This window comes from Tenacibaculum sp. Ill (assembly GCF_051938915.1).
GTDB classification, from domain to species: Bacteria; Bacteroidota; Bacteroidia; order Flavobacteriales; family Flavobacteriaceae; genus Polaribacter; species Polaribacter larymnensis.
Genome location: NZ_JBPSCW010000002.1, coordinates 2067101 through 2087521, shown reverse-complemented (window position 1 = coordinate 2087521; position 20421 = coordinate 2067101). Strand labels below are relative to the sequence as shown.

General features: G+C 30.9%; 22 protein-coding genes. 7 read left to right on the top strand and 15 right to left on the bottom strand.

The annotated features are described in order from the left end of the window. Positions 1–43: 43 nt before the first annotated feature. Together ACTPNM_RS09765 and ACTPNM_RS09760 are read right to left on the bottom strand one after the other, a co-directional pair. Positions 44–964 carry an NAD(P)/FAD-dependent oxidoreductase gene (locus ACTPNM_RS09765; protein ID WP_440121571.1) on the bottom strand — a complete coding sequence of 307 codons (921 nt, stop codon included), beginning with the start codon at positions 962–964 and terminating at the stop codon, positions 44–46. A 13-nt stretch (positions 965–977) separates the two neighbouring features. After that, positions 978–1544 (bottom strand): TetR/AcrR family transcriptional regulator, encoded by a 567-nt coding sequence (locus ACTPNM_RS09760; RefSeq protein ID WP_440121570.1) that lies wholly within the window; start codon positions 1542–1544, stop codon positions 978–980. 291 nt (positions 1545–1835) lie between these two features. Here ACTPNM_RS09760 and ACTPNM_RS09755 point away from each other — a divergent pair, with 291 nt between their 5' ends. The 6 genes from ACTPNM_RS09755 to ACTPNM_RS09730 all read left to right on the top strand — a co-directional run bounded on the left by ACTPNM_RS09755 (position 1836) and on the right by ACTPNM_RS09730 (position 7325). Further along, on the top strand, positions 1836–2018 hold the full coding sequence (locus tag ACTPNM_RS09755) for a hypothetical protein (protein WP_440121569.1): 183 nt from the start codon (positions 1836–1838) through the stop codon (positions 2016–2018). Between the two features lie 657 nt (positions 2019–2675). Then, positions 2676–3665: a hypothetical protein gene (locus ACTPNM_RS09750; protein WP_440121568.1), complete on the top strand. Its 990-nt coding sequence runs from the start codon at positions 2676–2678 to the stop codon at positions 3663–3665. Positions 3666–3727: 62 nt separating this feature from the next. Further along, positions 3728–4120, top strand: coding sequence for a DUF6438 domain-containing protein (locus ACTPNM_RS09745; RefSeq protein ID WP_440121567.1), 393 nt, complete (start codon positions 3728–3730; stop codon positions 4118–4120). 267 nt (positions 4121–4387) lie between these two features. Beyond that, positions 4388–5590, top strand: coding sequence for a multidrug effflux MFS transporter (locus tag ACTPNM_RS09740; RefSeq protein ID WP_440121565.1), 1203 nt, complete (start codon positions 4388–4390; stop codon positions 5588–5590). Further along, complete coding sequence (locus ACTPNM_RS09735; protein WP_440121564.1) at positions 5583–6290, top strand: pseudouridine synthase; 708 nt, start codon at positions 5583–5585, stop codon at positions 6288–6290. Before ACTPNM_RS09740 ends, ACTPNM_RS09735 begins: the two co-directional genes overlap by 8 nt. 174 nt (positions 6291–6464) lie before the next feature. Further along, positions 6465–7325 (top strand): metalloprotease, encoded by an 861-nt coding sequence (locus ACTPNM_RS09730; protein ID WP_440121562.1) that lies wholly within the window; start codon positions 6465–6467, stop codon positions 7323–7325. Positions 7326–7423: 98 nt separating this feature from the next. Here ACTPNM_RS09730 and ACTPNM_RS09725 read toward each other — a convergent pair whose 3' ends face one another. The 13 genes from ACTPNM_RS09725 to ACTPNM_RS09665 all read right to left on the bottom strand — a co-directional run bounded on the left by ACTPNM_RS09725 (position 7424) and on the right by ACTPNM_RS09665 (position 19854). Beyond that, complete coding sequence (locus tag ACTPNM_RS09725; protein WP_099214393.1) at positions 7424–7903, bottom strand: Lrp/AsnC family transcriptional regulator; 480 nt, start codon at positions 7901–7903, stop codon at positions 7424–7426. A gap of 82 nt (positions 7904–7985) precedes the next feature. Further along, positions 7986–9041: a M14 family zinc carboxypeptidase gene (locus tag ACTPNM_RS09720; RefSeq protein ID WP_440121560.1), complete on the bottom strand. Its 1056-nt coding sequence runs from the start codon at positions 9039–9041 to the stop codon at positions 7986–7988. Between the two features lie 6 nt (positions 9042–9047). Then, positions 9048–10514, bottom strand: coding sequence for an aminotransferase class V-fold PLP-dependent enzyme (locus tag ACTPNM_RS09715; RefSeq protein WP_440121558.1), 1467 nt, complete (start codon positions 10512–10514; stop codon positions 9048–9050). A 102-nt stretch (positions 10515–10616) separates the two neighbouring features. Next, entirely contained in the window at positions 10617–11435 is an 819-nt protein-coding gene (locus tag ACTPNM_RS09710) for a hypothetical protein (RefSeq protein ID WP_440121557.1), read from the bottom strand. A gap of 31 nt (positions 11436–11466) precedes the next feature. Continuing rightward, entirely contained in the window at positions 11467–12861 is a 1395-nt protein-coding gene (gene glmM / locus ACTPNM_RS09705; RefSeq protein ID WP_440121556.1) for a phosphoglucosamine mutase, read from the bottom strand. A gap of 154 nt (positions 12862–13015) precedes the next feature. Then, positions 13016–14785 (bottom strand): 30S ribosomal protein S1, encoded by a 1770-nt coding sequence (gene rpsA, locus ACTPNM_RS09700; protein WP_274639879.1) that lies wholly within the window; start codon positions 14783–14785, stop codon positions 13016–13018. A 320-nt stretch (positions 14786–15105) separates the two neighbouring features. Next, positions 15106–15570: a helix-turn-helix domain-containing protein gene (locus ACTPNM_RS09695; RefSeq protein WP_440121555.1), complete on the bottom strand. Its 465-nt coding sequence runs from the start codon at positions 15568–15570 to the stop codon at positions 15106–15108. A gap of 194 nt (positions 15571–15764) precedes the next feature. Next, entirely contained in the window at positions 15765–16121 is a 357-nt protein-coding gene (locus ACTPNM_RS09690; RefSeq protein WP_440121554.1) for a hypothetical protein, read from the bottom strand. 121 nt (positions 16122–16242) lie between these two features. Further along, on the bottom strand, positions 16243–16860 hold the full coding sequence (locus ACTPNM_RS09685; protein WP_440121553.1) for an IMPACT family protein: 618 nt from the start codon (positions 16858–16860) through the stop codon (positions 16243–16245). Next, positions 16860–17723, bottom strand: coding sequence for an EamA/RhaT family transporter (locus ACTPNM_RS09680; RefSeq protein ID WP_440121552.1), 864 nt, complete (start codon positions 17721–17723; stop codon positions 16860–16862). Before ACTPNM_RS09680 ends, ACTPNM_RS09685 begins: the two co-directional genes overlap by 1 nt. Then, entirely contained in the window at positions 17720–18331 is a 612-nt protein-coding gene (locus ACTPNM_RS09675) for an HAD-IA family hydrolase (protein WP_440121549.1), read from the bottom strand. The genes ACTPNM_RS09680 and ACTPNM_RS09675 overlap by 4 nt, the downstream gene beginning before the upstream one ends. Continuing rightward, a complete protein-coding gene (gene ribD, locus ACTPNM_RS09670) occupies positions 18324–19385 on the bottom strand; it encodes a bifunctional diaminohydroxyphosphoribosylaminopyrimidine deaminase/5-amino-6-(5-phosphoribosylamino)uracil reductase RibD (RefSeq protein ID WP_440121548.1) in 1062 nt (353 codons plus the stop codon). The genes ACTPNM_RS09675 and ribD overlap by 8 nt, the downstream gene beginning before the upstream one ends. Positions 19386–19389: 4 nt before the next feature. Further along, the gene (locus ACTPNM_RS09665; RefSeq protein WP_440121547.1) at positions 19390–19854 is read right to left on the bottom strand and encodes an LEA type 2 family protein; all 465 of its coding nucleotides are present in this window, start codon (positions 19852–19854) and stop codon (positions 19390–19392) included. A 52-nt stretch (positions 19855–19906) separates the two neighbouring features. Here ACTPNM_RS09665 and ACTPNM_RS09660 point away from each other — a divergent pair, with 52 nt between their 5' ends. Then, positions 19907–20398 carry a GNAT family N-acetyltransferase gene (locus tag ACTPNM_RS09660; protein WP_440122830.1) on the top strand — a complete coding sequence of 164 codons (492 nt, stop codon included), beginning with the start codon at positions 19907–19909 and terminating at the stop codon, positions 20396–20398. The last annotated feature ends 23 nt before the right edge of the window (positions 20399–20421 follow it).

Below are 20421 nucleotides of genomic sequence, written 5' to 3'. Positions count from 1 at the left end.
AAAAATGTAATAACTTCACTAATGACCTTGACGAATGAGTTAATTATAATTTCCAGTTTTCTTCTATTATTTGGTGTGTAATAGCAGCTGCTACTTCACTACCTTCAGCAACCGAAGAAGCAACACCGCTCCAACCTGTTCTGGCATCACCAATAATGTAAAATCCTTTAATTTCTGTTTCTTTATTGTCATCTACTTTATAAAATTCCATTCCAAAATGACCAATTTCTGTTGAAATATTCATTTTTTTAGCAAAGTCGGTACTCTCAGTAGATTTCGTATCTGGTAAAAAACCACCTTCTCTTTCAATAATTGTTTCATCAATAAGTTGAACACCTATAAGTAGACCTTCAGTTGAAATCAGCTTTTTAATTTTTTTATCAACTATCTGTATTCCTTTTTTAGTTAGGCTAGATATTAGTTCTTTGTCCTCAACTTTTTCACCATTTGTAAAAATGATAACATTTTTTGACCAATGCGATATTGTTTTTGAAAACATTGGAGCCATTACAGCATCTCCAAATACGGCCAGTTTTTTATCGGCCATTTCAAAACCATCGCAAAAAGGGCAGGGATAAACAGATTTTCCATATACTTCTGTTAAACCTTCAATGCCAATATGAGCAATGTTATCTTTATGTCCTGTTGCAATAACAACTCTTTTGGCTGAATATGTATTATGCTCTGTTTCAACCGAAAAATTATTTTTTTCACCTTTTACAGATACCGCTTTTTCCTTTTTGTAATCTACAGATGTATATTTTGTTAATTGTTGTTTAGCTATTCTAAATATTTCAGAAGGATGTTTGCCATCTTGAGTTAAAAATCCGTGTGAATGTCTTGTTATACTATTTCTAGGGCTTTCGGTATTTAAAATCAGTGTTTTTATTCTACTTCTTCCTAAAACTAAAGCAGCGCTCATTCCTGCAGGACCACCGCCAATAATTATGACTTCATAATTCATACTTTGTATTTTTTTAATGTATTTTTATTTTTTTAGAATGATTTATAATAGCATTGAAATAAGACTCCCAAGCCATTTCTACAATTTCCTGAGTTCTTGATTCATTTTCAAGAATTAAATTTATAGCGGCATCAATTGTGGAAAAGTAAAGGCTCTCTATCCAATCCATTGTAAGTTGTGAGTTAAATAAACCTTTAGTTTGTAGTTTTTTTAACAAGTCTCTAAAAATCTGCATCATTTCTCTAAAGTCAGAAGACTCGTTTTCCATTCCTTTATAGCTTTCTCTATAGCCATATAAAAAACGAAATTGATAACCGCTTTTAATATCATTTAAAAACGTTGTATAAAGTTGAGTTTTTGGATCAGTAGACGATTTTATTGATTCCTTAGTCTTTTGTAAGCAAAAACTACTTGCGTAGTCAATTATTTCTTCAATAAGTTCTGATTTTCCGTTAAAATGCCGATGAAGTGTTCTTCTACTTAAATTAATGGATTCAGCAATTTCTTCCATTGGAACGTTTGGATCTTTACTAAACGCTTTAATTGCTGCTGCTATAATTTTAGTTTTAGTATCATTCATTATTATTATCTCATTTATGTGACAAATATATGTATGTCTCAGCTGTGTGACAAACTTATTTTTATAATTTAATAAGTTAGTTTAATCAATGGCGATAGTTTATAGGGTAAATGGAAAGGGTAAGTGCCAGTAGTTTATGATGAATCTTATTGAGGTTCGCATTTAATTTCATAAAACTTCATCTAATTCTCTTTCATTATTAAACAGTTAGTTATTTAGTTTTGTTTTTTCTGATGATGTCAATTATCTATTTCATAACTAAAAACTTAACATTCATTACATTTTGAGTTTATGTTTGGGTCGAGTGGGGGAACAACGCTTTGGCCTCATATACAAGTTAATACGTTAAGACGTGAAAAAGACATCCCATTAGAAAAGCGTTTACCAGCAATTCAATTACCATCAGAAAGTATTGAGGAAGTAGCAGATGGTCCTAAGCCAATAACTTGTCCGATGAAACATACTCGAGATTAAATTAGATTTAAACAAACAATACTACGATGTAAAGACTCAATAACATTAGGAATGAAGTGTTATTGAGTCTTTGTTTATAACTGTTTTAATATGGAAGTAAAATAATTATGTTAAATAGACTTTAATTTTAAATGTGGTTTGGTTTTGAAAAAGTAAATTATGAACTGATTTTCAGATATATAAAAGCAATCAAGCGTTTGGTAGCGGCTATTTTATATAACAGCAAATTATAGTTACAAATGACTTTCCTTATAAATCTAAAACCTTAATCCGTGAGAATCGAGTATTTGAATTTTTAATGGCCCAAGAGTAATGAAACTCAGGTCGTAAAATGGCTGTAACATAATTGTTAACGATATAAAACGCTGACGCGTTAGTTATATCTACAATTATGTTAAATACACAGTATTCGCCGTTTTACTAATACAATATATTTGTACTATAATTAATATTATGTTAAATAATGTGTTTTCAATTTCAAAAAACAAAATAAAATTTACTTGTCACTCATGCCTTACCACTACTAAGTTTTGTTATTTAAAAATGGTAGAATTCCACTTATTCGAGAAATTATTTTGGTAGGGTAATTTTTAATATTTCTGTTTAACTAATATATCCGCGGAAAAGAGATTTAACAATTATTAAAAACTAAACAGTATGAGAAATATTAAAAGAATAGTTATCCCTGTTTTGATAATTTTATCAATTTTTGCGGTAAATGTATCATGTAGTAACGATGATGAAATAGTACTAACACCTACTGAAGTTTCTGGAGATTCAGAAGGAGATTCTGGCACAACAGGTGATGTTGAAGGTAGCGAAGGTGAAATTACTTTATATAAAGTTACTGGAAGTGAAATTAGTAAAATTAAGGACTATAAAGTAACAGGTCAAGATTTAGAATATCAAAAAGATGTTGCTAAACACCAAGAAATATGGAGTCTGGTTAAAAAGATTGTTCCAGCCGAACAACTTAAAAAAATGAGTGAGTTTTTAATCTATAATGGTGAAGTTTCAGGTAGTGCTGGTTTTGTTATCGAGATTAAAAGAGATTTATCTGATTGGAAAATGGGAATTGCAATTAACTATGCCTATGAAGGAGGTTTTAATGCTGGTGGTGAATTAGCCTACACTATTATCCATGAATTTGGACATGTATTAACCTTAAACGATACTCAATTAGATGCTGAAGTAACTCAAGAAAACTGCAAAAACTACTTCCCTGGTGAAGGATGTGCCTTTGAAAAGTCGTATATCAATGAGTTACACTCTAAGTACTGGAATGACATTTGGAGTGAGTTTCAAGATGCTAAAAAAGACGAAGCTGCACAAGAAAAGTTCTACGATAAGTACAAAGAAAGGTATGTAACTCAATATGCTTCAACAAATCCAGGCGAAGATATTGCCGAAGTTTTTGCCACATTTACTACACTAAAAGATAAACCTGAAGGTAAAACTATAGCAGAGAAAAAAATACTTTTAATGTATAACAGAGAAGAATTAGTAAACTTTAGAAATCACATACGAAAGAACTTGGCTCTTAGAAAAAAAGGAGATGCTGTAGCCTTTGCCTTACCACAACCTGGAGCATGGAAACAAGCCAACTCTTTTGGAAATCCACATAAAACAAAATGTAGAAGACATTAAGTTTAATAACTCAGCATTCTTAAAACATGATCTTTTTAAGAGTGCTGTTTTTAAAAGAAATTATGAAATATATTTTTTTACTACTAATAGCTATAACATTAGTAAAATGTTCAAGTTCAAAGAATATTAAAAAAGAAGAAGCTTTTTTATACTACGGAAAAACTCAATGCTTAGGAAAATGTCCTGTTTTTGATATGTATGTATTTAAAGATGGAACTGTTTTATACGAAGGAATTAAAAATGTTCCTAAGTTAGGAGTACATGAATTTTCTATAAAATCAGGAGATGTTCAGGAAATAAAAAAAGAACTAGAAAAAATTGATTTTACAAAAAAGGAAAAATTAACAAGAGATTTTCCAAATACAGTCCTTAAGTTTAAAGGAAAAAGGCTCGCTATTCAGAAAAATGACAAAGTGAAAAAATTAATGTTTTTACTTGAAAGAATAAAAATTTAAAATTTTTTAACAAAAAAAGTAGGGTTATTTTAATTATAGCTGTTTTATAAACTGTAAGATGTATATAGTATACGACGCTGTTATAGAATAAAAGGCCCCTTCACTTTTTACAATTTTTTTGTTTCACTACAATTTTATTCTTGACAGCGTCTTTTTATTAGACTTATAAAAGTTATGATATTGTTTGTTTAAGGCTGTTAAAAAAACAGCCTTTTTTTTAACTTTTACTCCCACTTCAAAACAAAATAAAGGCAGTATTTTTGCCTAATGCAAAAAAATAATCAATCAAAGTTAGAATTCATTGCTTTAATGGCTTCCTTAATGTCATTAGTAGCCTTGTCAATAGATGCATTACTCCCAGCTTTAGAACAAATAGGTATTAGTATTCGTGTTCAACAAGGGTCACACGATAGTCAATTATTAATTACCATGATTTTTTTAGGACTAGGTTTTGGTCAATTAATTTCTGGTCCAATTTCAGACAGTTTAGGAAGAAAACCTATTATTTATGGAGGTTTTATACTTTTTGTTATAGCCAGTTTTATTTGTGTTAGCGCTAATAGTATAGAAATGATGGTTGTAGGTAGAATTTTACAAGGAATAGGACTTTCTGCACCTAGAACAATAAGTATAGCCATGGTTCGTGATAGTTTTAGTGGAAATTACATGGCAAAAATCATGTCCTTTATTGTAGTAATTTTCATTTTAGTTCCAGTTGTAGCACCAGCTATAGGTAAATTAATGTTAGATGCTTATGGGTGGAAATCTATATTTTATAGTCAGTTAATTTTTGGTGTTGTAGTAATGTTTTGGTTGTGGAAACGTCAACCAGAAACCCTAAAAGAAGAAAACAGAATTAAATTTGCATTTCGCTTATTTTTAGATGGTTCTAAAGAGTTTATAAAATACAAACAAGCTGTTATTTTTACATTAATATCTGGTTTTATTACAGGATCATTTATGGTGTATTTAAGTGCTTCACAACAAATTTTTCAAGAACAATATTTATTAGTAGACGAATTTCCATACATCTTTGCTGGTTTAGCTATTTCTGTTGGTTTTGCGACCTTTTTAAATGGTTCATTTGTTATGAGATTTGGAATGCATAAGTTGGTATCATTCTTTTTAATTATCTTTTCAATCGTTCCTATTATTTACATAACGTTATTTTATCAAAAAGAAAACCCAAGTATTGTAATACTACTAGTATTCTTTGCTTTACAGTTTTTCTCAATAGGGTTTTTATTTGGTAATCTTCGTGCGTTGGCAATGCAGCCTGTAGGGCATATTGCTGGTATTGGAGCTGCAATTAACGGGTTTGTATCTACTATTATGGCAGTGCCTATTGCTACATTTATAGGTAAGTATGTTGAAACCACTACTCTCCCACTTTTTATAGGTTTTTTTATATGTGGAACACTATCTTTACTCCTTTTAAATTTCACCAAGTTAAAACCAGTTAATGAGTAGTATTATGGAGTTAGATGTTATTTATGAAGATGAATATATATTGTGTGTTTCAAAACCTAACAATGTAGTTGTACATCATGCACATCATTCTAGAAATGTTGCAGATGAAGACTCTTTGTTGCAAATGATTCAGCAGCAATTCAATCAAAAAATGTATCCTATTCATCGACTTGATAGAAAAACATCTGGAATTATATTACTAGCTAAAGAAACTGGTTTTGTAGCCAAATTTCAAGATCTGTTTACCAAAAACGAAATACAGAAAACGTATTATGGAGTTGTTAGAGGTCATGCTCCTGAAACTAAAGTTATTGATTCTCCTGTTAAAGGAAGAGATGCTAATGTATACAAAGATGCAGAAACTCATTTATTTACTGTAAAAACTGTGACAGTAGATATTCCTGTTAAACCTTATGATACTTCTAGATATAGTCTGATTAAACTACAACCTAAAACGGGAAGATTACATCAGTTACGAATTCATATGAATAAAATTAGCCACCCTTTAATTGGTGATCCTAAGTATGGGGATAAAAATCATAATACAATGTTTATTGACAACTTTGATTGTGAGAATCTTTTTTTGCATGCTCATTCTTTAGATTTTATTCATCCTTATTCAAATGAAAAACTATCTATAAAAGCAGACTACCCTAAAGATTGGTACATAGTTTTTGAAAAGTTTAATTGGACTTTATAAAACACACATCCCTCTACTCTACTTATTTTCAGTCTGTTATTTTTCAACCTTGACATTAACGATTTCATCAATTTTATTTTTCTTTAAATAAAAAGCAATAATTCAATCATTTTAACGCTTAGTTTATTGATTGTTTAATTAATTAACTTTTTATATGATATAAATCAAAGAAAAATGAAAAATTTAAAACCCTTCATATTAGCAGCTACAGCAGCCGTATTAATGGTAAGTTGTAGTGATAACGACACTAATCCTGTTGATAATCAAAATGCTAAATTATTAGACGCCCATTCTCATGAAGTATGTAGTTACATTGATGGTAACTGGGGTCAAAACGCTTACATTGGTTCAACCATTGTAAATCAATCTGAAACAAATTTCTTAAATAACCAAAATGTTAAAATAGCTGATGTATTTAGCATTAGTACTATTCCTTTATACTTTGCTAAAGGTTCTGGAACAGCAAACGCTATTTCTTACGGTAGTGGTTATATTATTTATGGTGAAGAGCTTTATAACATGGCTTTAAGTCAAGGAGGAAGAATTTCTTGCGCTATGGTTCAAGCTCATGAGATAGGACACCAATTACAATACCAAAACAACTTACCTTCAAGAAGTGAAAGTACTGCTAGAGCTACTGAATTAGAGGCTGATGGTTTTGCTGGTTACTATATAAAAAAGCCAAATGGATACAATGCTACTTGGACACAAGCTGCTCCAGCATATAACTTCGCTGCATCTATTGGTGATTATAATACAACTAGCCCTGGACACCACGGAACTCCAGCTCAACGTCGTTCTGCTTTCCGTTTAGGATACTTATTGGGAGATTATGACTTAACTGTAAGCAGTTTTGATTATAACTTCTTTTACTACTATGATAACTATGTATTACCAGGTGCTTTACGTCAAGATTTAAAGAAACCAGACGATATTGATGAAGGATTACATAACTTTATCTTATCTAAAATGGAAGAGTTAAGAAAAATTAACTCGGGAGAGATTTCTAAGGAAGAATTTGAAAATTTAAAATAAACTAACAAAAAACTAATATTTTAAAAAGTTATTAGTTGAGCAATTAAAAAAGGGTAGCAAAATTTTGCTACCCTTTTAACTTTTATAAAAAATAATTTTTAAATATCTTTAAAAATAGCGTGCATTAAACGTTTTTTATCATTGATGCTTTCTTCAAGCGCAATCATTGTTTCCGTTCTGTTTACACCATGTACATCATCTATTCTATAGATAATATCTTTTGCATCATTGGTGTTTTTAGCACGTACTTTACAGAAAATATTGTATTTTCCTGCAGTTACATATGCAACAGTTACGTTTGGAATTAAACGTAGGTTATCAAGCACATGTTGTGTCATAGATGTTTTCTCTAAAAAAATTCCAACGTGAGCAATAAAAGAATACCCCATTTTCTCATAATTCAAGGTTAAAGTAGACCCTTGAATAATTCCTTCGTCTTCCATTTTCTTTACACGTACGTGTATAGTACCAGCAGATACTAATAACTTTTTTGCAATGTCTGTAAAAGGTGTACGAGCATTTTCAATTAAAATGTCTAAAATTTGATGATCAATCTCATCTAGTATGAACTTCTTCATTTTTTTGTTTTCTTCAAGTAATATTGCTAAAATATAGTTTTTTTCTAAAAAAAATAAGTTTTATTTAAAGAAAGTAGAATTTTTAACTGTTTTTTATGAATTCTTTATGAGCTGAATACATAGATAAGTTACCTTCTTTCTCTTTTTTTAAAACGAGTGCAAATTTATCATTTTCTATACTTTCTACATACTGATAAGCAACATCTTTTTCATTATTTTTTGATCGATAAATCACATCGTAGAAGTTCTTGATATTGTTAGGAATAGCTAAATATTTTTCAAACTCTTTAAAGTTTTCTGCTAACGAAATATGATATATTCCCTGTAATAGCGCGTAAAAATTGAATTTTCTAACCTCTTCCCTGTCATAATCATTCGGAAAATGTCCAGCTTCAATTAATATTGTATTGTGTCCTAACTTTTGAAAATTATCTCCTGTAGCGGTTGGATAAAATTCATCTGTATAACGACCAGTATGATTAGGTATAATTTCTTGTAACAATTCATTCATGGCTACAATTACATTCATAGTTTCTTTTCTTCCTTCTGTAATTGTTCTTTTTTCTTCTTCTGAAGGTGCTAAAAAAGAAATTGTTGCTGGATTTTTAGTACCTTCAACTCCAAAAATGGTCCTTTGATCATGAAGATTGAAACAAAATTCAGGATTTACTTCTTCTAAAATACTACGTAAAAGTTTACTCTCTTTAGCTTCTAGTTCTACAGCATCTCTATTTAAGTCTACATTATTAGCGTTTACACGTGTATAGGCTTGTGCTCCATCAGGATTTAACATCGGAACAATAGTAATGTTACAATTGTCTAAAATAGATTTTACTATTTTGTGGTTAGAAAAGTGCTGAATAAACTTTAAAAAATCAAATACAGCTTTAGTTCCCGTACTTTCATTTCCATGCATTTGACTCCAAATAAGAATTCTTTTTTTACCTTTTCCTAGCTTTAATTGGTAAATGGCTCTCCCCTCTTCTGATTCTCCAATAATTTTTGGTTGAATTTCAGAGTTTTGTAAGCCTAAATATAAAGGCTCTATATCTGTTAATGTTATCCATCTTCCAGATATAGAGTCTTCTTTAATTTTTGAATAATTTTCTTCTAAAAAAGAGCTATTTAAATGTGTCATATCATATTATAACGAAAACCAATCTGCTACCAATTGTTTTTCAACAGGTTCTACAGTTTTGTGTACATAATCGTTTTTAGCAGTATCATATTTGTAGTCTTTTGACCATTCTTCTATATTATCTGCTAATGTTTGTAATGATTCACAAATAAACTGTACTTCTTCATTTGTTATTGTTGGGTGTACTGATAAACGTACCCAACCTGGTTTTTCTGTATTACAACCTTCTAATATTTGTCCTTTAATTTCGTTAGATCTTATTTGATCTACATTTAATAAGAAATGTCCATAGGTACCTGCACATGAACACCCTCCTCTTGTTTGAATACCAAAACGATCATTTAATAACTTTACCACTAAGTTGAAGTGATATTTTTCAAAATAAAAAGAAAAAATACTCAAACGATCTTTATGATCAGGGGCTAATATTTTAACTCCTTCTAAGTTTTCTAAACAATTAAAGATAACTGGGTTAATTTCATCTTCACGCTCCTTTATTTTGTCTGTTCCCATTTGGTCTTTTACCTGAATGCATAAAGCTATTTTAATAGTTTGCAAAAAAGCTGGTGTACCACCATCTTCACGCGTTTCTACATCATCAAAATAATCATGTTGCCCCCAAGGATTCGTATAGCTAACTGTACCTCCTCCTGGATTATCAGGAACCATATTCTTGTACAGTTTTTTATTAAAAATCAGCACTCCAGAGCTTCCTGGTCCTCCTAAAAATTTATGTGGAGAAAAGAAAATTGCGTCTAAATACTCATCTTCATTTTCTGGGTGCATATCAATATTAACATACGGTGCTGAACAAGCAAAATCAACAAAACATAAGCCACCATAACTATGAATTAAAGAAGCAACTTTATGATAATCTGTTTTTATTCCTGTTACATTAGATCCTGCTACTATTGAAGCTATTTTTATTGGTCTATCTAAATATTTTTTTATGGTTTCTTCAAACTTATCTAAGCATACTAAACCTTCATCATTACAAGGAACAACTTCTACATCTGCTATAGTTTCAATCCAAGAAGTTTGGTTTGAGTGATGCTCCATATGACTTACAAAAACGATAGGTCGTTTTTCATCTGGAACTTGTGTGTTTTCCTTTAAATTTTCATTTATTTTTAATCCTAAAATACGCTGAAATTTATTAACAACTCCCGTCATACCAGATCCTTCAGTAATTAACACATCATTAGAAGATGCGTTTACGTGGCGTTTAATAATATTTCGTGCTTCATGATACGCTAAAGTCATAGCTGCCCCTGAAGTTGAAGTTTCTGTATGAGTATTGGCTACGAATGGTCCAAATTTATTTAAAAGTTGTTCTTCTATAAGTCGATATAACCTTCCACTTGCAGTCCAATCTGTATAAATCATTTTCTTTTCACCATAAGGTGTTTGAAAAGTCTGATCTATACCTACAATATTTTTTCTAAACTTATCAAAATACTGTTCTAAATCCATAATTGAAATCTCTAGTTGTTTGTTATGTTGCGTAAAATTAGCAGTATACTACTAGTTAGCCTAAAATAGTTATAATATTAACGTATTTATAACACTTTGTTATTAAAGCCTAAATTTACCTCCTATTAAAATGGTGTTTTCAAAAAAGTAAAAACTTTGCGATGCTGTATCTACAGGGCTTTTAGTTGTTCTAACATCTGGCATATAAATATAACCACCTTTTAAATCTGCTTGTACAAAAAAGTGCTTTAAGAATGTAATATTTAACCCTCCGGCAACAGAAGCTCCATACCCTGATAAATGGAAATCGTCATGACGTTCCATTCCTAATAAGGTTGTATTAGTTCTTGGATACAAAATCCCCATTCCTACTCCTTCTGTTAAGTTGATTTGTAAGTTTTCTAAGTTTAAACCAAACCAGTGACTTACATCATCAAAACGTTTTACTTCTACATTTACATAGTTTAAACCGTCAGTATGCTCAAAACGTAAAAAATCTGCTGCTAAATTGATTGTTTCATTATTATATGTTCCGTCATACTTAGCATTTCCTATATTGATGTTTCCGTTAATTTTAACATCTTGATCGGCTATCATTACATATTTCATGTGATCTACCCCAATAGAAACAGTGTAGTTTTCTTTAAAGAAATATCCTATTCTATAATTTGTTTGAGGAATAGTTACTCTTCCTGGATTAAAGTAGTCGTTAAAAGAAAATTTTGTTTGTCGATCTTGAGCTTTTACATTTTGTAATGTAAAATCATAATTTTCTCCTTTAAAACGAATGTCTGAATTAGAATAACTAGCCCAGTTCCATCCCCAATAAACAAAGAATTTTCCTTTGTTGGTTACTTTTTTCTTTTGAACGATTTCTTCGTTTTTCTCCTGTGCTATTATTGATGCTGAAACTATCAGCATTAATAAACTTACTATTTTTAATTTCAAAGAACTATTGTATTATTTGTTGTATTTCAGTGATAAATCTTTTGGCCAAAGCATCTGCATTTTCTTGACTTGTGCTTTCTGTGTAAATTCTGATGATTGGTTCAGTATTAGACTTACGTAAATGAACCCATTCTTCAGCAAAATCAATTTTTACACCATCAATTGTATTTACATCTTCATTTTTATACTTGTCAGCCATTGTTTCTAAAATCTTGTCAACATTAATTTGTGGTGTTAACTGGATTTTATTTTTACTCATAAAATAACTAGGATATGAATCTCTTAATTCTTTACAAGACATTTTTTTATGTGCTAAATGTGATAAGAATAAAGCAACTCCTACTAATGAATCACGTCCATAGTGAGATTCTGGATAAATAATTCCTCCGTTACCTTCTCCTCCAATTACCGTGTTGGTATCTTTCATCATTTGAACAACGTTCACTTCTCCTACTGCACTTGCTGTATAAGTTCCTCCATGCTTTTCAGTAACATCACGTAAGGCTCTTGAAGATGATAGATTAGAGACAGTGTTACCTCCTCCTAATTGACCTAAAACATAATCTGCACAAGCTACTAAAGTGTATTCTTCTCCAAACATAGAACCGTCTTCGGATATTAGCGCTAAACGATCTACATCAGGATCAACTACAATACCTAAATCCGCATTTTCTTTTACTACTAATTCAGAAATATCGGTTAAGTGTTCTTTTAAAGGTTCTGGATTGTGTGGGAAGTGTCCGTTAGGTTCACAATATAATTCAACACATTTTACACCTAACTCTTCAAGTAAAGCTGGAATAGCAATTCCTCCTGTAGAGTTAACACCATCAACTACTACTTTAAAGTTAGCTTTTTTAATGGCTTCTACATCTACTAAACGAAGTTTTAAAACTTCTTTAATATGTTTCTTTATATAATCTTTCTTTTTCTTGTATAAGCCTAAATCGTCAACTTCAGCAAACTCAATAGTAGCATCATTTTCGGCAATCTTTAAAATTTCAGCTCCGTCTTCACCATTTAAAAACTCTCCTTTTTCATTTAAAAGCTTAAGTGCATTCCATTGTTTAGGATTATGAGAGGCTGTTAAAATAATACCTCCATCCGCTTTTTCTAATGGAACGGCTACTTCAACAGTTGGTGTAGTTGACAAACCTAAATCGATTACATCAATTCCTAAACCAACCAGTGTATTTGCTACTAAGTTACTTATCATTTTACCCGAAATACGAGCATCTCTACCTACAACAATTGTTATATTTTCTTTCTCTGAATTTTTATTTTTTATGAATGTACCGTAAGCCGCTGCGAATTTTACAGCGTCAATTGGAGTTAAATTATCACCTGTATTTCCGCCTATGGTACCTCTAATACCTGATATAGATTTAATAAGTGTCATATTCATTTTTTATTGATGAGCAAATATAAAGCTATTTAAGAAAGTATCCTTTAAAAAGGGAAAGCTTTAACTGTAACATTTGTTACATAAGGAGCAAAAAAAACCGCTAAGCTTTACAGCTTAACGGTTTATAAATTTTAAGAAGTTGTTAGGATTATTTTCCTTCCATTTTCTTCTTTAATTCAGCTAATCCACCGATATCTCCTAAAGTAGTTTTTTCTACTTCTTGAGCCTTAGCAGCAGCAGCTTTAATGTTCTTTTGTTCTTCTTCTCTAAAGATAGAAGTATGAGAAACAACAATTCTACGGTACTCTTTACTAAACTCAGTTACTTGGAACTTAGTTTCGTCACCTTTAGCTAATTTACCTCCGTCTTCTTTTTCTAAGAAACGAGTTGGAGCGAAAGCTTCAACACCATCAGCAAATACTACAGTTGCACCTTTATCATTTTTCTCTTTAATAGTACCTTCGTGGATAGATCCGATTGTATAAGTAGATTCATGAGCATCCCAAGGGTTATCTTGAGTTTGCTTGTGACCTAAGTTTAATTTACGGTTCTCTACGTCTAATTCTAATACTTGAACTTCTAATTGGTCACCAACAGTTACAAAATCTGATGGGTGCTTAATTTTCTTAGTCCAAGATAAATCAGAGATATATACTAATCCGTCAATACCTTCTTCTAACTCTACGAATACACCAAAGTTAGTGTAGTTACGTACAGTACCAGTGTGTTTAGAACCTACTGGGTATTTAGTAGTAATATCAGTCCATGGATCTGGGTGTAATTGCTTCATACCTAAAGACATTTTACGCTCTTCGCGGTCTAATGTTAAGATTTGAGCTTCTACTTCATCACCAACTTTTACGAAATCTTGTGCAGAACGTAAGTGAGTTGACCATGACATTTCAGATACGTGGATTAATCCTTCTACTCCTTCTTCAACCTCTACAAATGCACCATAATCAGCTAAAACAACTACTTTACCTTTTACTTTATCACCAACTTTTAAATCAGCATTTAAAGCTTCCCATGGATGAGCAGATAATTGTTTTAATCCTAATTGAATTCTTGACTTGTTATCATCAAAGTCTAAGATTACAACATTTAATTTTTGATCTAATTCAACAACTTCGTTCGGGTGGTTGATACGAGACCAAGATAAATCAGTAATGTGAATTAATCCGTCAACACCTCCTAAGTCAACAAATACACCATAAGAAGTAATGTTTTTAACAACACCTTCTAATACTTGTCCTTTTTCTAATTGACCGATAATTTCACGTTTTTGATCTTCTAAATCAGCTTCAATTAACGCTTTGTGAGATACTACTACGTTTTTAAATTCGTGGTTGATTTTCACAACTTTGAATTCCATAGTTTTCTCTACATATTGATCGTAGTCACGGATAGGCTTAACATCAATTTGAGAACCTGGTAAGAATGCTTCAATACCAAATACATCAACGATCATACCTCCACGAGTTCTACACTTAACAAAACCGTTAACGATTTCACCAGTTTCGTGTGCGTTGTTAACACGATCCCAAGCTTTGATTACACGTGCTTTTTTGTGAGATAATACTAATTGACCTGAAGAGTCTTCTCTTTTGTCAACTAATACTTCTACTTTGTCTCCAACAGCTAAATTTGGGTTGTAACGGAATTCGTTTAACGAAATTACACCTTCAGACTTAGAGTTAATGTCGATAATAGCATCACGATCAGTAATACGTACTACTTCACCTTCGATAACATCGCGCTCGTTTACGAACCCTACAGTACCTTCTAAGGCTTTTTCAAATTCTTTTAATTTAGACTCATCAACTTCATCAATACCTTCTTCGTATTTATGCCAGTTAAAGGTTGCTAAAAATTCTGCTGGATTTACAGCTTCTGCTGTTTTTTTTGTTTCTTCAGACATGTCTGAAATAAATATTTGTATCTTTTTGTTAACCAGATTTTTAACGATATTAACGCCAAGAGAAATTAAACTTAATAAATGTTATTTTCTACCCTTTTTAAATCTGTACTCGTAAAAAGGCGTGCAAATTTACGAATAATTCTTGAAGTAACCTAAAATATTTTGGTTTTCAGGATGTTATAAAGAGGTTTAATTACAACGATATGTACAGTATACTTCTTCCTGAACCTTCTTAGATACTTATTTATTGTAGTAATTGTAAAACGAAGCAAACTAATCGGCTAACCATCATTACTTATGCTTCATTATTTAGGTAACTTTTACTTTTTTTTATTTTCAAATTTCTTTTTAATCTTTTTCCTTCTCCACTCATCTCCAAAAAACTCAAAATTATTAAGAGAATAGATGACAATTATTACAAGCCACCCCAGCAAAACCCATAAAGTAATTCCCCAGAAAAAAGCATCATTAAATGCAAGTATTATTGGTATAAAAATACTGAATAAAGCTATGGCTAAAAGTTTATAAAAACCTTGTAACTTTAGAATATAAGCTTCTTCTTTTCTAATCTGATCTAATGCTTCTTTCTTGTTTGAACTTTCAATATTTGTTTCAAAAACAGCTGCTAAAGATTTTAACGATTCTAACCCCGCATTTTCTCCACTTTCTATTCTTTGAATAGTTCGGATACTTAACCCACTCATTTCCGCTAATTGTTCTTGAGACCAATGACGAGCTATTCTCATTTTTTTAATATCTCTTAAATTCATTGTGTTTGAATTCATTACTAATGATTTTTTTAGACAAAAGTAAGGTTCAAAAATATATTAGTGTTGACAGTAACCAGAGAGGAATATGACAAGAACATGACAGCAAAAAGACACACTATATGTTTTTTTTAAAAAATAACTGATTTTAAATACCTTATAGAAAACCACTACAAATGACAGCTGCACTTTTGTTCTTTTTACTGAATATATTAATAGTCATCCTCTTCCTCATCTACATCGGGTTTTAATAAAAATTTTAGTATAACTTTTTCATCCAACTTCATAAAATCGTTGTAAAGTATATCAATTACTTCACTTTTTGATTTTTTAGCTTTTAATAAATCATAAGCTTTAGTAGGTGAATCTTTTATAACATCTTTTACAAGCTCCTTCCCCATTTCTATAATTTCAGATTTAGAAAAGCCATTATCAATAAAAGGTTTCACATTTGCTACAACACTAATTGCTGCTCCCTTACAAATATTTTCTTTTGTTACTTCAGCTTGTGCTTGCGAAAAAAGTTGAAAAGAAATGAATAGGCATACAATGAAGATTAGGTTTTTCATTTTCATGTTTTTTTAATAATTAATACAGGGCTAAAATAAACTATTTCAACTTATTAAAAATAATTTTATTAAGTATTAGCCATAAATTAATGATATATACTGAAAACCTTTCATCTAAAAGCTACTCTACTTCCTTAATCTCCACTTTAAACAGGTTGTCAAAAACTTCAAAAACGCTTTCGGCTTCTTTTTTACGTACAGAAATGGTGTACTCGCAGTCTAATTCTAATTTTTGATTGATGATATCTAAGTTTCGTTCTTTTATAATGCGTTGCACTTTATTCATCATATCGTATCCAAACTTTAACTTGTATTGAATATCTATGGTTTTCTCAACAATTTCAGAAGCTTCTAAAGCTAATTGTGCGGAAGTTCGATAGGCGTTAATCAATCCTCCTACTCCAAGTTTAGTCCCACCAAAATAACGTACCGAAACAATTAAAACATTGGTTACATCAAAAGATTGTATTTGTCCATAAATTGGCTGACCAGCTGAGTTACTTGGTTCACCATCATCATTAGCACGAAAGCGGATTTTCTCAGTTCCTAATTGCCATGCATAGCAATGATGACGTGCTGTATGATGTTGTTTTCGAAGTTCTTCTAATCGTTCTTTAATATCCTTTTCAGAAAAAACAGGAAAAGCATACCCGAAAAACTTACTGTTTCGGTCTTTGAATAAGGTTTCTTCAGAAGGTTTTGTAATCGTTTTGTAAGTGTCTTTTATCTCTTCATTCATTACGCCGAAACTACTAATAAAATACTAATTATGGCAAGCCCAATACCAATCCAATTCTTTTTGATCAATTTTTCTTTAAAAAATGTAAGAGCAAATACGGTGGTTAAAATCACTATAGATACATTATTTATGGTAAAAACTGTAGAGCTTTCAAGTCCTTTTGTTTGCAGTGCTTTTAACAGAAATTCCATGGAATAATAATTTGGAACTCCTAAAGCGATACCTCCAAGTACTGTTTTCCATTCAAAGCCCCCTTTTTTACTTAGTAATTGAGCGACCAGGAAGAAAAAACCAAAAAACAAAGCGCATCCAAAAATAGTAGATAAAAACATTGGTACGGCTTCTTTAGGAACATACGTAGTTTCCGTATATTTTAATAAAGTATCAATACTTCCAGAACCTAAAAAAAGTAACAATGGAAACAACAAGTTTTTAAACTTAACAGGAGAAGTATCGCTTTTTGCTGAAGATAAATATACTGCTATTAATGCTAAAATTATTCCTACAACTTTAACTAAGCCTATACTCTCATTATATAAAAAGATTCCTATTACTACAGGGATTACTACCGACATTTTTCCAGCTACTGAAGCTACTGAGAGTCCGTTTTTTTGAGCAGTAATTCCCATTACATTAAATACAGCTATAAATAAAAAACCTAAAACAAAAGCCCCTAAAAACCAAGGTTGACCTGATATTTCAGTCACCGGTATAGAAACCTCGGTATGAACGAAACCGAAAGATAACGCTACAGCATAGTTTAAAACAATTGCTTGCAATGTATTTACCTTACAAACATCAAAAAGTTTAAAAATAACAAACAGTAAACTAGAAATAAGGATGCTAAAAATTAAGTATATCACACTGTAAACTCTTTTCGTTTTAGTAAATCAACTACATCTTCTGTTTTGGGACAATTATTCCATACCTGAATACCTAATTGTTCTGCTGTATCAGTATTCTCTTTGGTATCATCTATAAAAAAGGTTTCAGAAGCTTGTAACCCGTTTTCTTGAAGCACAAACTCAAAAATGTTTGTATTTGGTTTTCTAAAATTGACTTCATGCGATAAATAAAACTGTTCAAAACAATTTTTAAACTCATTATATAACTCCTCGCCCCAATCATTTTGAATCCAAGAGATATGTAAATCGTTGGTGTTACTTAGTAAAAACAACCTGTACTGATTTCTAGCCGCTAATTCTTTTATAAAACTCAACCGATGCTTAGGAAAATCTAATAAAATAGCATTCCAAGAACGAACCAAATCTTCTTTTGAAATATTAAATTTATCATGAAAAAATGATACAAACTCATCAGTAGAAATCAATCCCATTTCATATTGATAATATTGTTGCATCATATCTTCTGAGATTTCTGTAACTCCTAATTTTGCTAGTTCTTTATATGTTGCTTCTTTGTCTAAATTGATGAATACATCACCAAAATCAAAAATGATGTTTTTAATCATTCCTATATATTCTTAAAATATCGTTATCTATTTTTTCTTCGGAAGAAAGTTTAGCATTGAAAACAGGACCCTCTACTCCTTCTTTTATACTTATGTCACCAGTAAAAATCCTAGCTTCATCCCACAAATTTTCATTAATAAATGTTTGTAGTGTTTGTGCTCCACCTTCAATAATTATCGATTGTATTTGGTGTTTATGTAGTACCTCACAAATTTGTTCTGCTATTCGAGAAGAAAAATCGATTTTTTCGTAAATGAGTACATGAGATTTCTCACCATCGTTTGAAATAACATCTGTCTCCTTCTCTACTTCTGTAATAACTATTGTTTGAATATTTCCATCAAATACAGTTGCTTCTGTAGGTATTCTTAAGCTTTTATCAATAACAATCCTTATTGGGTTATTTCCAGACCAACTTCTAACAGTTAATGACGGGTTATCAGCAATTACAGTATTTGTTCCTACAAGAATAGCATGCTCTTCACTTCTCCATTTATGTACTAATTGTTGAGAGTATTGATTAGAAATCCATACAGGTTTTTGTTCTTCTTTTATTAATGGAGCTATAAAACCATCTTTAGTTTCAGCCCACTTTAAAATAATATAGGGTCTCTTTTTGTTTTGAACAGTAAAAAAGCGCTTATGATGCTCTTTACAAGCCTCTTCACAAACACCTACAATCACATTTCTGCCAGCTTTTTTAAGTCGTTCTATACCTTTTCCTGCGACTAAACTATTAGTATCTACACAACCTATAACTATGTTAGGTATTTCTTTCTCTATAATTAAATCGGCACAGGGTGGGGTTTTTCCATGGTGCGAACATGGTTCTAACGTAACATATATAGTTGCTTCTTTTAATAAATCTTGGTTCTGAACTGAGTTAATAGCATTCACTTCTGCATGTGGCCCACCATAAGGTGATGTAAAACCTTCACCTATTATTTTATTTTCATACACAATTACTGCTCCAACAGAAGGATTAGGCCTTGTAGTTCCTATTCCCTTTTTTGCTAACTCTAAACAACGTTGTATATATTTTTCGTGATTCACAGCGTTAAAATTTAATTTTAATATCTTCTACTTTATCAATTGGGTATACATGTGAAAATCCTAAAACTTTATATTTTAAATCTCCTTTAAAATGCACTTTCAATCGCTGATTTATTAACGAGTTCAATATTCCACCTAAAATTCCGTTTTTATTATTTTCAAATACTCTTTTTGAAGGAATTACAACCTTTAACGGAATATAAAATTCTTTCCGAGCAGGAACTTTAAATTCTTCAGAAGAAACTTGTGCTACTTCTACTTGACCAATTAATACTCTTATTTTATCAGTAGCTATTTTACCACCTATATCGTTTGGGTTTTCAAAATAAGCATTAGCACCAACTCTTATAGTATCAGTAGAAGCTGATAAGAGTTTTATATCATCAACTTTTAAAAAAATTGGTTTTTGTTTTACAGAGCAACTAATTATTAGTAATAAAAAAGGTAAAAAATAAATGAATTTCTTCATGAAAACTCGTGTTTTTTTGGGTACTTTGCTCTTGCAAAAGTACTATATTCCTATGACTCCATCTGATTTTATTATTAGAGAAATAAAACCACAAGATAATGCCGAAATAGCTAAGGTTATTCGTGAAGTATTAATTGAACTTGGTGCTCCCAAAGTAGGCACTGCTTATGAAGATAAAGCAACGGATGAAATGTATGAAACTTACCAAAAAGAAAGGGCTGGATATTTTGTTGTAGAACATAATGGTGTTGTAATAGGAGGAGCTGGTTTTGCTCAATTAGATAATTTTGAAGGAAACATTTGCGAGCTACAAAAAATGTACTTTTTACCTGCGGCCAGAGGAAAAGGTATTGGTAGTAAATTAATAAACTTTTGTTTAAACAAAGCCAAAGAGCAAGGCTTTAAACAGTGTTATTTAGAAACCTTACCATATATGAAAGCAGCTACAACCTTGTATAGAAAAAATGGTTTTATTGATTTAAAAGAGCCATTAGGTAACACAGGACATTATTCTTGTAATGTATGGATGTTAAAAGATTTGTAAAAAATATCATAAATAGGAAACAA